Source organism: Enterobacter cloacae complex sp. SHL012, assembly GCF_049237505.1.
GTDB classification, from domain to species: Bacteria; Pseudomonadota; Gammaproteobacteria; order Enterobacterales; family Enterobacteriaceae; genus Enterobacter; species Enterobacter kobei.
The window spans coordinates 697,943-710,947 of sequence record NZ_JBMKIZ010000003.1 but is presented as its reverse complement, the minus strand read 5'-3'; the positions used below and the strand labels follow the sequence as shown (position 1 = coordinate 710,947).

Here is a 13,005-nt window from a genome sequence, read left to right as displayed (position 1 = left end):
GGTGGTCCCACCTGACCCCATGCCGAACTCAGAAGTGAAACGCCGTAGCGCCGATGGTAGTGTGGGGTCTCCCCATGTGAGAGTAGGGAACTGCCAGGCATCAAATTTAGTGTGCTGATATGGCTCAGTTGGTAGAGCGCACCCTTGGTAAGGGTGAGGTCCCCAGTTCGACTCTGGGTATCAGCACCACTTTATACTTAGGTTAAAGTTCGGCAAGAAGTAAAAGAATTTGTCTGGCGGCTTTAGCGCGGTGGTCCCACCTGACCCCATGCCGAACTCAGAAGTGAAACGCCGTAGCGCCGATGGTAGTGTGGGGTCTCCCCATGTTAGAGTAGGGAACTGCCAGACATCAAATAAGTGAAAAGGCCATCCGAAAGGATGGCCTTTTTGCGTTTATGTGCAGAAAAAACGGTAGGCCGGGTAAGGCAAAGCCTCCACCCGGCAAAGCAAATGACTAATGAATCACCTGCGACAGGAATGCACGCGTACGTTCCGACTTCGGATGCGCAAAGAACTCATCCGGTGGGGCCTGTTCAACGATCTCACCGCGGTCCATAAAGATCACCCGGTCTGCCACCGTTCTGGCAAAACCCATCTCATGCGTCACGCACAACATCGTCATCCCGGATTGCGCCAGCCCAATCATAGTATCCAGCACTTCTTTCACCATTTCCGGATCCAGCGCAGATGTCGGTTCGTCAAACAGCATAATTTTGGGTTTCATGCATAGCGAACGGGCGATAGCCACACGCTGCTGTTGTCCGCCTGAGATCTGGCCGGGAAACTTATTGGCGTGCTCTGCAATACGTACGCGTTCGAGGTAATGCATTGCCAACGCCTCCGCTTCCTGTTTCGGCATCTTTCGTACCCAAATCGGCGCAAGCGTACAGTTCTGCAGAACGGTCAGGTGGGGAAATAGATTAAAGTGCTGAAATACCATCCCCACTTCCTGGCGTACGCGTTCGATATTGCGAATATCTTCATTCAGCTCGATACCATCAACCACAATGCGTCCCTGCTGATGCTCTTCAAGATGGTTGATACAGCGAATGGTTGTCGATTTCCCTGAACCGGAAGGGCCGCAAAGAACGATTCGTTCGCCTTGCTTTACCTTGAGATTAATGTCTTTCAGGACATGAAACTGTCCATACCATTTATTCACGTTTTCCAGCGTAATCATCGCGTCGGCGGGTGTCATAGTAATTTGGCTCATAATTTCCTCAGTGCGGTGTACGCCCGGTGTTAAAGCGCTTTTCCAGGTGCTGGCTGTAGCGCGACATGCTAAAACAAAAGATCCAGTAGATCAGAGCAGCAAAGACATATCCCTCGGTGGACATGCCCAGCCAGGCAGGGTCAACGGTTGCCTGCTGCACGCTGCTAAAGAGATCGAACAATCCGATGATGATGACCAGGCTGGTATCTTTGAAGAGGGCAATGATCGTGTTGACCAGGCCCGGGATCACCAGCTTGAGTGCTTGTGGAAGGATGACCAACCCCTGCGTTTTCCAGTATCCGAGAGCCAGTGATTCCGCTGCTTCGTACTGGCCTTTAGGTAACGCCTGCAGGCCACCACGAACAACTTCAGCGACATAGGCAGACTGAAACAGAATCACCCCGACCAGGGCACGAATCAGTTTGTCGATCGTTGTACCTTCTGCCATAAACAGCGGCAGCATGACCGAAGACATAAACAATACGGTGATCAGTGGTACGCCACGCCAGAACTCAATGAAGATCACGGAGAGCACACGCACGACCGGCATTGTTGAACGACGCCCCAGAGCGAGTAAAATGCCCCACGGCAGAGCGCCAGCTATCCCCACAGAAGCGATAATCAACGTCAGCGTCAGACCACCCCACTGGCGTGTTTCAACGCGTTCCAGCCCCAGGAAGCCGCCATACAACAACACCCAAACAATAATGGGATACGCCACAGCCCAGCCGGCAATATAGCGTCCGCGATGAGGTAGCTTTTTCCAGAACATTACGGCGATGGAAAGCAGACCGATAACCAGCGCCAGATTAATCCGCCAGCGCTGTTCATGAGGATACAATCCATACATGAACTGGCCAAAACGCTCGTGAATAAACACCCAGCATGCGCCCGCTTTCGTACAGTCGGCACGCGTGGAACCCACCCAGTTCGCCTGCAGGAATGCCCAGTTGAGTAGCGGCGGGATCAGTTCCCACATCAACCACAGGCAGACTATTGTCAGCAGGCTGTTGCTCCAGCTGGAGAACAGGTTCTTACGTGCCCAGATAATGAAACGTCCACCGGTTGTGCTGGCTGGACGCGAGGAGTGCGACAGTATCGCTTTCGACATCATAAATCCTTAGCGCTCGACCAGTGCAATACGGCGGTTATAAAGGTTCATCAGCAATGAAATCGCCAGACTGATGATCAGATAGACAGACATGGTGATGGCAATGGTTTCTATAGCTTGTCCGGTCTGGTTAAGCACGGTGCCGGCGAAGAGAGACACCATATCCGGGTAACCAATCGCGGCGGCCAGCGAGGAGTTTTTGACAATGTTGAGATACTGACTGGTCAGTGGCGGAATGATTACCCGCAGGGCCTGGGGAATAATGACCTGGCGCAGCGTCACGGTATTCGGTAAACCAAGTGAACGCGCCGCCTCGTGCTGTCCGTAAGGCACCGCCTGGATCCCGGAGCGAATGATTTCTGCAATAAATGCGGAGGTATAAATCGAGAGCGCCAGCGTGAGTGCTGCCAGTTCAGGAATTAACACCATCCCGCCCTGGAAATTGAACCCGCGCAGATGGGGGATATCCCAGTGCAAAGCCGCACCAAAAAGCCAGTGTGCGACTAACGGTAAGCCAACAATTAGCACAGCGCCAACGGGCCATGTTTTACGAAGCTGCCCTGTTTTAATCTGGTGCTTGCGGTTATAACGGAACAGCCCGACAGAAATGGCGATCGCAATAATAACTGCGACGATGAAGGCGTAAAGCCCTTCGGCGAACTGCGGAGAGGGAATGTATAGCCCACGATTACTCAGGAAAAACAGCTCAAACGCATCGACGGCCTGGCGTGGGCCAGGAAGGTTACGCAGGACCGCGAAATACCAGAAAAAGATCTGCAGCAGCGGTGGGATGTTGCGGAAAGTCTCAATATAAAAGGTTGAAAGCTTCCGCAGGAGCCAGTTTTCAGAAAGACGAGCCAGGCCAATAAAGAAACCCAATATCGAGGCGAAGACAATACAAAGCGCCGATACCAGCAGCGTATTCAGTAAACCGACCACAAACACGCGTCCGTACGTGTCACCTTCCTCATAATCAATAAGATGCTGAACAATACCAAACCCTGCACTGCGATCCAGGAACGCAAAACCGGAGGTAATACCGCGGTTATTCAGGTTGGTGATGGTGTTATGGATGAGATACACGGCGATGAGAACAACCGCAACAATAGCAATGATCTGGAATAGCCAGGCGCGGACCGCGGGATGAGAAAAGGATAGCGTTCCTTTTACGGCTGAGCGGCGATGGGACATAAAGAAACCTCAGTAACCATGACTCTGGACTGGGCACCGCCTGAGCAGTGCCCGTTACAGCTTTGACTTAACGTACTGGTGGCGCGTACTGAATGCCGCCGTTATTCCAGAGATTGTTCTGGCCGCGTTTGATCTTCAGCGGGCTTTCCGATCCCACGTTGCGCTCAAAGATCTCAGAATAGTTACCCACCTGCTTGATGATGTTGTAAGCCCACTTGTTATCCAGCTTCAGATCCTTGCCGAAATCACCCTCTTTACCGAGCAGGTGAGCCATATCCGGGTTGGATGGATTAGCGGCTTTCTCATCAACGTTTTTCGAGTTGATGCCCATCTCTTCCGCGTTCAGCATGGCAAACAGGGTCCAGCGAACAATGGAGAACCAGTCTTCATCACCACGACGAACAACAGGTCCGAGAGGTTCTTTGGAGATCACTTCTGGCAGCACAATCCATTCTGCCGGGTTGCTCAGCTTAATACGTAAGGCATACAGCTGTGACTGATCAGAGGCCAGCGTGTCGCAACGGCCGGATTCCAGTGCTTTGGCTGATTCATCCGAGCGATCAAACGTCACAGGGGTGTATTTCATCTTATTGGCTTTGAAATAATCCGCGACGTTCAGCTCCGTATCCGTACCCGCCTGGATACACACGGTGGCGCCATCCAGTTCTTTGGCACTTTTCAGGCCCGCTTTATTGTGGGTCAGGAATCCGATGCCGTCATAATAGGTCACGCCGGTAAATGACATCCCCATACCTGCATCACGAGAGGAGGTCCAGGTGGTATTACGCGAGAGCATGTCAACTTCACCAGATTGCAGCGCCGTAAAGCGTTCTTTCGCCGTCAGCGGGGTGTATTTTACTTTGCTGTCATCCCCAAAAACGGCAGCTGCGACGCCGCGGCAGACATCCACATCAATACCGGTAAATTTGCCGTTCGCATCGGCATATGAGAAGCCAGGCAGACCATCACTGATACCACATTGAACAAAACCTTTCTTTTTAACGGCATCCAGTGTCGTACCCGCATGGGCCTGGCCCGCTACGGCAAACAACATGCCTGCAGCGGTCAGGCTGGCTATCATCGTCTTTTTCATAATGCATCCTGTGTGGCGAAATTTATCGTTATAGAAGCGCTTTTTAAGCGCTAAACCTGTCTGTGGCTTTGGCCAACGTTTATAAAGCAAACGTAATGCCAGTTTTGCGTTCCACAAAATAAGTGATAACAGAACGCTTAATGCTGAGTGTAGACACGCTTAAATAAAACGAACGCCCCGAAACGGTGCGAAATTACAACCTGTGCCACAAATCGGAGCAAAAGTTTCGATGAGGATGAGATAAATCAAGAGATAGTTTCTGAAGTGAATATTGGCAGGGTATTCAATAAGATTAATGTGTGAAAATCATCACGATAAAATATGAAATAAACTTTTATATACTAAAAAGATGTGATAGCCAGTCGATGGGAATTAATTTCTTGAATAAAAACGGGGCTATTTTTTTACTTATTAGAAAACAATGCACTTTTTAAACGCAAAAGCGCGGCCCGAGCCGCGCTTTCTTAATTGATGTTACTTCGTCAGGGCAACGATACCCAGCGTCAAACCCGCCACGGCAGCCGCTCCGCCGGCGATAGCACCCGCGGTTTCCCAGTTATCCTGGGTGGTGCCTTTCATACAGGTATTGGTATGAACCAGTCGACCCTGGTCATCGTAAACCGGTACACATGGAGAATCGTGCGCGCATCCAGCAAGTAGCGCAGCGAGAAGTGCAACGGAAATGAATCTTTTCATGATGTTACCTCAGTATTATTTCTCATTCGCTATAAAGCCAGGAGGGCTATTAACGAACTGGAGGCTATTTTACCACCGGGGTAACACCTCGTTGCACGGGGAATAATCTCAAAGTATGTCGTTTGTAAAAATCGTGGAGAAAAGTCGGTTTCAGGATGAATTAATGGAGAAATTATGGAGACACAACAGGGCGTTTCTACTTAATGTAAATCACCGCATTTTTAACACTGCAATTCAATAATGTCTAATTTATTGTTTATATTAAAAATAAAAAAGGCACCGCAGGGTGCCTTTCATGGGGGCGTTACTCTTTATGGCGGGTAAACCGTCGCCGGACAACCACAAAGAAAACGGGAACGAAGAAAATCGCCAGCAGCGTCGCGGAAAGCATGCCTCCCATAACGCCCGTACCGACAGCATTTTGCGCACCGCTCCCGGCTCCGGTACTGATTACCAGCGGCATGACGCCAAGGATAAAGGCCAGGGAGGTCATCAGGATCGGTCGAAGGCGCATCCTTGATGCTTCCAGGGTGGCTTCAATAATCCCTTTACCTTCTTTATCCATCAGGTCCTTAGCAAATTCGACAATCAGGATGGCGTTTTTCGCCGACAGGCCAATTGTCGTCAGCAGGCCGACCTGGAAATAGACGTCATTGTTCAATCCGCGCAGCGACGCGGCGAGCAGAGCACCGATAACACCCAGCGGCACAACCAGCATCACGGAGAATGGGATGGACCAGCTCTCATACAGGGCCGCCAGACACAGGAACACCACGATCAGTGAAATGGCATACAGTGCGGGCGCCTGGTTACCGGAAAGGCGTTCCTGATAAGACATGCCCGTCCAGTCATAGCCAATTCCTGCAGGCAGTTTTGCGGCAAGGCTTTCCATCAACACCATCGCTTCGCCGGTACTTTTACCCGGTGCGGATTCCCCGAGGATCTCCATTGAAGGCATCCCATTGAAGCGTTCCAGGCGAGGTGAGCCATAAACCCAGTGAGAGTAGCTAAAGGCGGAGAAGGGAACCATCTCTCCGTTCGCGCTGCGCACGTAAAGGTTGTTAATGTCCCCCGGCAGCATGCGGAAACGGGCATCTGCCTGCACGTAAACTTTTTTCACGCGCCCGTGGTCGATAAAGTCGTTCACATAGGTGCCACCCAACGCCGTCGAGATGGTCTGGTTGACGTCGGAAAGGCTGACGCCCAATGCCTGCGCCTTTTCCTGATCGACATCCAGCTTGAACTGAGGCGTATCTTCCAGTCCGTTTGGACGCACGCGCACCAGCAGGTCTGGGTGCTCTTTTACCATCCCGAGCAGTTGATTACGTGCCTGCGTCAGCTGGGTATGTCCCAGGTTAGCCTGATCGATAAGTTCAAAGTCGAATCCCGTTGCGGTTCCAAGCTCAATAATCGCAGGCAGGTTAAACGGGAACACCAGGCCGTCTTTAATCTGACTGAACGCTTTTGTCGCGCGGCCCACGATGGCTTCAACGCTATTTTTCTCGCCCGGGCGCTCCTCCCAGGGCTTCAGGCTGACAAAGGCAATACCGGAGTTCTGACCCTGGCCGCTAAAGCTAAAGCCGTTTACGGTGAAGACGGATTCAACGTTCGCCTTCTCTTTGCCCAGATAGTAGTCCTGAACCTGGTCGAGGACCGCCTGAGTACGCGTCTGGGTCGCCCCCGCCGGGAGTTGAACCATTGTCATAAAGACCCCCTGGTCCTCTTCGGGCAGGAAGGAGGTCGGTAAGCGCAGGAACAACACCGCCATGCCACCAACAATAATGACATACACCACCAGATAGCGACCGGTATTACGCAAAATACCGCTCACGCTGTTGCTGTAGTGTTCCACACTCTTATCAAAGAGCGCATTGAACCAGCCAAAGAATCCCCCTTTCTTCTCATGGTGGTCGCTGGAGACGGGCTTAAGCAACGTTGCGCAGAGTGCTGGGGTCAGGATCAGCGCGACCAGCACGGATAGCGCCATCGCAGAAACGATAGTTAACGAGAACTGGCGATAGATGGCCCCAGTCGAGCCACCAAAAAAGGCCATCGGAACAAAGACCGCCGAGAGGACCATGGCGATCCCCACCAGCGCGCCCTGAATCTGCTCCATCGACTTCTGCGTGGCCTCTTTCGGCGGCAGTTTATCTTCCACCATCACGCGCTCAACGTTCTCGACGACCACGATGGCGTCATCAACCAGTAGCCCTATTGCCAGCACCATCCCAAACATCGTCAGGGTATTGATGGAGAAACCGAACGCAGCCAGCACGGCGAAGGTCCCCAGCAGAACAACCGGCACGGCGATCGTTGGGATCAGCGTTGCCCGCAGGTTTTGCAGGAACAGATACATGACCAGGAAGACCAGAATGATCGCCTCAAACAGGGTCTTCACCACTTCATGAATCGAGATTTTCACAAAAGGCGTGGTGTCGTAGGGGTAGACGACCTTCAGTCCCTGCGGGAAGAACTGTTGCAGTTGTGCCAGCTTGCTCTTGATGGCTGCCGCCGTATCCAGCGCGTTTGCACCAGTAGCGAGCTTAATCCCCAGACCGGTTGCCGCCTGCCCGTTGATTTTGGTCACCATATTGTAGTTTTCGCCACCCAACTCAATGCGAGCCACATCCTTCAGATGAACCATTGAGCCGTCCTGGTTCACTTTGAGCGTGACGCGACCAAACTCTTCCGGTGATTTCAGGCGAGTTTGCGCGATGATGGAGGCATTCAGCTGCTGTCCAGGGACTGATGGTGTTCCACCCAACTGGCCTGCCGCTATCTGGTCGTTCTGCGTTTTTAACTGATTGATAATATCCAGCGGCGTCAGTTGGTATTTGTTCATCGCGTTACTGTCGAGCCAGATGCGCATCGCATACTGGGCACCAAACAGCTGAACGTCGCCGACACCCGATGTTCGGCTGATGGCATCCTTGACGTTCGAAGCGACGTAGTCGGAGATATCATCCTGAGTAAGGCTTTTATTGTCCGAAACAAAACCGGCGACCAACAGGAAGCTGCTGCTGGACTTCTCAACGCCAATCCCTTGCTGCTGAACTTCTTGCGGCAGCAGCGGCATGGCCAGCTGCAACTTGTTCTGCACCTGCACCTGGGCGATGTCCGGGTCTGTTCCCGACTCGAAGGTCAGGGTGATGGTGACATTACCCGCTGAATCGCTGGTGGAGGACATATACATCAGGTTATCGATACCGTTCATGTTCTGTTCGATAACCTGGGTCACGGTATCCTGTACCGTCTGGGCATCTGCGCCGGGGTAGGTTGCGGAAATCGCAACGGCTGGCGGGGCAATCGTTGGATACTGGGCAACGGGCAGTTTGAGAATAGCCAGCCCGCCTGCAATCATCAAAATGATGGCAAGTACCCAGGCGAAAACCGGCCGCTGAATAAAGAAATTAGCCATGTCGTCGTTCCTTAACTGGCGGGCGCTGTGGTGGTATCTGGGGTGGCGACGACGGTGGCACCTGGCCTGGCTTTTTGTAATCCGCTGACAATCACGCGGTCACCGTTTTTCAGCCCTTCCGTCACCAGCCAGCGATCGCCAATGGCCTGAGGCGCAACGACGGTGCGTGGCTCAACCTGGTTTTTATCGTTAACCACCATGACGGTTGCATCACCTCGCGGCGTACGGGTCAGACCCTGCTGGGGAATCAGAATTGCATTCGGCTGTGTGCCTTCATCAATGCGGGCGCGAACGAACATCCCGGGTAACAGAAGGTGTTGAGGGTTAGGGAAAATAGCGCGCAAGGTAATCGAACCGGTGCTTTCATCCACCGTGACGTCTGAGAACTGCAACGTTCCTTTCAGCGGATAAGGCTGACCATTTTCCATCAGCAGTTCAACGCTGCTGGCCGTGTCGCCTTTTTGCAGGCTTGTCTGTTTCAGGCGCATAAATTCATTGCTGGACTGGGTGACGTCGACGTAAATCGGATCAAGCTGCTGGACTGTTGCCAGTGCAGAGGCCTGCCCGTTCGTGACGAGAGCACCTTCTGTCACGCTGGATTTGCCGATGCGCCCATCGACGGGAGACGTCACTTTGGTATAGGCAAGGTTAATACGTGCACTTTCGACGCCGGCTTTGGCGGCGATAACACTGGCATCGGCCTGTTGGGCTGTTGCCACGGCCTGGTCATACTCCTGCTTGCTGACATACTGGGTGCCTACCAGCGGGAGATAACGTTTCACTGTCAGATGCGCAATATTGGCCGCCGCCTGGGCCTTCGCCAGCTCACCTTTCGCGCTGTCGTAAGCCGCCTGATAGGTCGCAGGATCAATCTGGTAAAGCGAATCTCCTGCTTTTACATCGCTACCTTCCGTGAAGTTACGACGCAGGATGATACCGCTAACCTGCGGACGAACCTCCGCCACGCGGAATGCATCCGTTCTGCCCGGGAGTTCAGTGGTGACCGCCAGCGGCGCGCTTTTCACGATATGCACACTGACCTGAGGTGCCTGGGGATGTTGTTGTTGGTTTTCCTGGCCATCGCATCCAGAGAGCAGTACAGCGCAGACAATGAAACCGGATAAGGGCAAACGTCTGAAATGATTCGTCATTACTGTTCCTTTAAATACCCATTAACCGAGATTTGCCGTAGAACGGTCGTTGGGGCAGAGGGATAAAAAATAAAATGTAGCTGCGTATAATAATGAGGATATTTAATGTTTTTTAATTTATAAGTGCGAATGACGAGGCTTGAAGGGAAAATCAGAATGGGGCCCGGAGAAGCTATGAATATACTCCCCGCCTGGCTAACCAGAGAAAGAGGGTTTAATGCCTTAAAGTATTCATGCCATGAATTAAATATTGATTATGCATTTGTATTAATTATGAATTAAGGGAATTGACTTTTTTTGTGCAAAATGAAAACGGGTTTTAGGGAATAATTTCAGCCATCCGAACCCGAGGTTACGTATAAACCCAGTGAATAACGAGTAGCTGCCTATGGCGCGTAAAAAGAAAGAAGAGGCTCAACAGACCCGGCAGCAGTTGATTGAGGCGGCTATCGAGCAGTTTGCGACGCGTGGCGTGGCCAGCACGACGCTGACGGATATCGCGGATGCCGCAAAGGTTACGCGCGGTGCCATCTACTGGCACTTTACCAGTAAAGCAGAGATATTTAATGCGATCTGGGAACAGCAATTACCGCTGCGTGACATTATTCGCGACAGGCTTTCTCTTTCCGAAAATGATGACCCGTTGTTAATGCTCCGTGAGCAATTTATTACTGCGTTGCAGTATATCGCGCATGAACCCCGGCAATGCGCGCTTTTACAAATTCTGTATCATAAATGTGAGTTTCATAGCGAGATGATTTCAGAAGATGAAATCCGTAAACGCATTGGCTTTAATTATGATTCTTTACGCATTACGCTGGAGAAATGTATTTCTCAGGGAATCGTTGCGGCGCAGATGAATGTTGAACTGACCATGATTGTATTGCATGGCTTTTTTAGCGGAATCATTAAAAACTGGTTAATGAATACCGACAGTTTTAATCTCTATCAACAGGCACCCGCGCTGGTCGACAGTATTCTGGCGACACTCCCTGTCTTGCGCGTGTCGCCGCAGGATGACTACAGCTCAGCGCCAGGCAACATTTCACCTCGCGCACAAAGCGCCTCTATGGTCTGCGCGCTGGCTGGTTTGCCTAACAGATAACCCTGAAGGGTGTTACAACCCAGCTCTGTTAAAAAGGTTTGCTGGGCTTCGGTTTCCACACCTTCAGCCACGACTTTCAGGTTAAGTGTTTTTGCGAGAGCCACAATCGCCGAGACAATGGTGGCATCCTCGCTTTCCCCGCTTAACTCTTTTACAAATGCTCTGTCGATCTTCAGTTCACAGGCCGGTAAGCGCTTGAGATACAGCAGGCTTGAATACCCGGTTCCAAAGTCATCAATGGACGCTTTCACGCCTGCATTCGTCAATTCTGTCAGCACCCGTACGCTCTCATCCGGGTTGCTCATTGCCGTCGTTTCCGTAACTTCCAGGATCAGCATTTCCGGCGGTACCTGATGGCACTCCAGGCAGTCGAGAACTGTTTTAACCAGTGATGGTTGTTCAAACTGCAATGTCGACAGGTTTACAGCCATTGACCAGTCTTGATGTCCCTGCAGATGCCATTCTCTCAGCTGGCGGCAGGCTTCATTGATCACCCAGTTACCAATAGGGATGATAAGCCCCGTCTTTTCCGCCAGTGGCAGGAAAAGATCCGGCGTCAGTAGTCCCTGCTTAGGATGTTGCCAGCGCAACAGTGCCTCAAACCCGAGGAGAGGTCCTGCGGGCGCGTGAAATTTTGGCTGATACAACAGGCGCAGCTCATTGCGTTCGATGGCCATCCACAGATCGTTCATTAACTGAAGATGGGTCTGCGCCAGGGTGTTCATGGAAGGCTGGAAAAAGTGATAACCGTTTCGGCCCATATGCTTGGTGTGGTACATCGCCGCGTCGGCGTTAAACATCAACTCGCGTTCGGTTTTGCCGTCGTGAGGATAAAAAGCGATACCAATGCTGAGGGTCACCATCAGTTCATACGGGTCGAGGTTGAACGGGCTATCGATCGCGCGTACCAGCGAATTTGCCAGCGAGGCCGCATCGTCCGGGCCTTCGCCCTCAGCCAGCAGAACAAACTCATCACCGCCGATACGTGCAAGAGTGAACTGGCCCTTCAGAAGCAGCAGCAGACGCTGCGTAACGGCGACCAGCAGTTTGTCACCGACATCATGACCATAGGCGTCATTGATGGCTTTAAAGCCGTCGAGATCCATAAACATCAGCGCAAAATGGGTTCCTTCACGATCGGCTTTACTGATCGCCTGATCGAGTCGGTCTTCCAGCAGGATGCGGTTGGGCAGACGCGTTAGCGTATCCTGCAGCGCCAGTTGAGCAAGTTCCCGGTTCGCTTCTGCAAGCGATGAGGCCAGAAGGGCAGTACGTGCCTGAAGACGGGCATCCAGCATCGACACCAGCAGGGTGATCCCAAGAATAGAGAGCGCGACGACGCTGACCAACATGGCGAGCCAGCTGCTGTTAATACCAACATGGTGCGTCATCGTCGACATTGGAAACTGCGCGGCTCTCATCCCGGCGTAGTGCATACCGGCAATGGCAATGCCCATTGTGATGGCGGCACCCAGACGCATCAGCACGACCTGAGCCGCTTCGTGACGCAGGCGGAAGGTCAGCCACAATGCAGCAAGCGAAGCGGCAAGGGCAATGACGACTGAAATGGCCACCCACAACGTGTCCCAGACGATACCGGGTCTCACTTCCAGCGCGGCCATACCGGTGTAATGCATGGCGATAATACCGCTTCCCATCATCAGCGCGCCGGGTAGCAGACGGCGCAAGCGCAGTTGTTCACAGCTGACGAGCCAGAGTGCAAACAGTGAAGAACCCACGGCAATGACCATGGATAAAATGGTCAGGCTTACGTTGTAACTCATGCTCATGGAGAGGTCCATCGCCAGCATGCCGATAAAGTGCATAGCCCACACGCCAATGCCCATCGCAATACCGCCGCCAGCCAACCAGACGCGGGCGGCGACGCCCTGACTTCCGGCGACGCGTGCCGCCATATTCAGTGCGGTATACGACGCGAGGATGGCCACAACGAAGGAGAGAACTACAAGGATAAGGTTGTATTGGCTAACCAGCATGGTCGGTTCTACTCGTGTCTGACGTTAAGC

Annotated in this window: 9 protein-coding genes, 1 tRNA gene and 2 rRNA genes; 4 read left to right on the top strand and 8 right to left on the bottom strand. The window is 52.4% G+C overall.

All coding sequences use genetic code 11. From position 1 onward, the window contains the following. The 3 genes from rrf (ACOTY9_RS14545) to rrf (ACOTY9_RS14535) all read left to right on the top strand — a co-directional run. Positions 1–99: ribosomal RNA gene (gene rrf / locus ACOTY9_RS14545) — 5S ribosomal RNA — on the top strand; the annotation flags it as partial. A gap of 14 nt (positions 100–113) precedes the next feature. Further along, positions 114–189: transfer RNA gene (locus tag ACOTY9_RS14540), tRNA-Thr, on the top strand. Positions 190–232: 43 nt separating this feature from the next. Beyond that, positions 233–348 (top strand): 5S ribosomal RNA (gene rrf, locus ACOTY9_RS14535). Positions 349–454: 106 nt separating this feature from the next. On the opposite strand, the gene ACOTY9_RS14530 is transcribed toward rrf (ACOTY9_RS14535), so the two are convergent. The 7 genes from ACOTY9_RS14530 to ACOTY9_RS14500 all read right to left on the bottom strand — a co-directional run bounded on the left by ACOTY9_RS14530 (position 455) and on the right by ACOTY9_RS14500 (position 9,873). Then, complete coding sequence (locus tag ACOTY9_RS14530) at positions 455–1,213, bottom strand: amino acid ABC transporter ATP-binding protein (protein WP_014885454.1); 759 nt, start codon at positions 1,211–1,213, stop codon at positions 455–457. 7 nt (positions 1,214–1,220) lie between these two features. After that, positions 1,221–2,324 (bottom strand): amino acid ABC transporter permease, encoded by a 1,104-nt coding sequence (locus tag ACOTY9_RS14525; protein ID WP_014885453.1) that lies wholly within the window; start codon positions 2,322–2,324, stop codon positions 1,221–1,223. Positions 2,325–2,333: 9 nt separating this feature from the next. Next, complete coding sequence (locus ACOTY9_RS14520) at positions 2,334–3,515, bottom strand: amino acid ABC transporter permease (RefSeq protein WP_047344605.1); 1,182 nt, start codon at positions 3,513–3,515, stop codon at positions 2,334–2,336. 67 nt (positions 3,516–3,582) lie between these two features. Then, positions 3,583–4,608 (bottom strand): amino acid ABC transporter substrate-binding protein, encoded by a 1,026-nt coding sequence (locus ACOTY9_RS14515; protein ID WP_014885451.1) that lies wholly within the window; start codon positions 4,606–4,608, stop codon positions 3,583–3,585. 474 nt (positions 4,609–5,082) lie between these two features. Next, positions 5,083–5,304, bottom strand: coding sequence for a lipoprotein (locus tag ACOTY9_RS14510; protein ID WP_008502867.1), 222 nt, complete (start codon positions 5,302–5,304; stop codon positions 5,083–5,085). Between the two features lie 304 nt (positions 5,305–5,608). Then, positions 5,609–8,722 carry an efflux RND transporter permease subunit gene (locus ACOTY9_RS14505; protein ID WP_348565958.1) on the bottom strand — a complete coding sequence of 1,038 codons (3,114 nt, stop codon included), beginning with the start codon at positions 8,720–8,722 and terminating at the stop codon, positions 5,609–5,611. An 11-nt stretch (positions 8,723–8,733) separates the two neighbouring features. After that, on the bottom strand, positions 8,734–9,873 hold the full coding sequence (locus ACOTY9_RS14500; RefSeq protein WP_014885449.1) for an efflux RND transporter periplasmic adaptor subunit: 1,140 nt from the start codon (positions 9,871–9,873) through the stop codon (positions 8,734–8,736). 388 nt (positions 9,874–10,261) lie between these two features. Here ACOTY9_RS14500 and envR point away from each other — a divergent pair, with 388 nt between their 5' ends. Beyond that, on the top strand, positions 10,262–10,978 hold the full coding sequence (gene envR / locus ACOTY9_RS14495) for an acrEF/envCD operon transcriptional regulator (protein ID WP_047344604.1): 717 nt from the start codon (positions 10,262–10,264) through the stop codon (positions 10,976–10,978). Here envR and ACOTY9_RS14490 read toward each other — a convergent pair. Continuing rightward, a complete protein-coding gene (locus ACOTY9_RS14490; protein ID WP_348565957.1) occupies positions 10,894–12,975 on the bottom strand; it encodes a bifunctional diguanylate cyclase/phosphodiesterase in 2,082 nt (693 codons plus the stop codon). The genes envR and ACOTY9_RS14490 overlap by 85 nt on opposite strands. Positions 12,976–13,005 lie beyond the last annotated feature (30 nt).

Bases quoted from the DNA above. Each gene is read 5' to 3' on its own strand.
- ACOTY9_RS14530 (WP_014885454.1), bottom strand. From the start codon at position 1,213: ATGAGCCAAATTACTATGACACCCGCCGACGCGATGATTACGCTGGAA.
- ACOTY9_RS14525 (WP_014885453.1), bottom strand. From the start codon at position 2,324: ATGTCGAAAGCGATACTGTCGCACTCCTCGCGTCCAGCCAGCACAACC.
- ACOTY9_RS14520 (WP_047344605.1), bottom strand. From the start codon at position 3,515: ATGTCCCATCGCCGCTCAGCCGTAAAAGGAACGCTATCCTTTTCTCAT.
- ACOTY9_RS14515 (WP_014885451.1), bottom strand. From the start codon at position 4,608: ATGAAAAAGACGATGATAGCCAGCCTGACCGCTGCAGGCATGTTGTTT.
- ACOTY9_RS14510 (WP_008502867.1), bottom strand. From the start codon at position 5,304: ATGAAAAGATTCATTTCCGTTGCACTTCTCGCTGCGCTACTTGCTGGA.
- ACOTY9_RS14505 (WP_348565958.1), bottom strand. From the start codon at position 8,722: ATGGCTAATTTCTTTATTCAGCGGCCGGTTTTCGCCTGGGTACTTGCC.
- ACOTY9_RS14500 (WP_014885449.1), bottom strand. From the start codon at position 9,873: ATGACGAATCATTTCAGACGTTTGCCCTTATCCGGTTTCATTGTCTGC.
- envR (WP_047344604.1), top strand. From the start codon at position 10,262: ATGGCGCGTAAAAAGAAAGAAGAGGCTCAACAGACCCGGCAGCAGTTG.
- ACOTY9_RS14490 (WP_348565957.1), bottom strand. From the start codon at position 12,975: ATGCTGGTTAGCCAATACAACCTTATCCTTGTAGTTCTCTCCTTCGTT.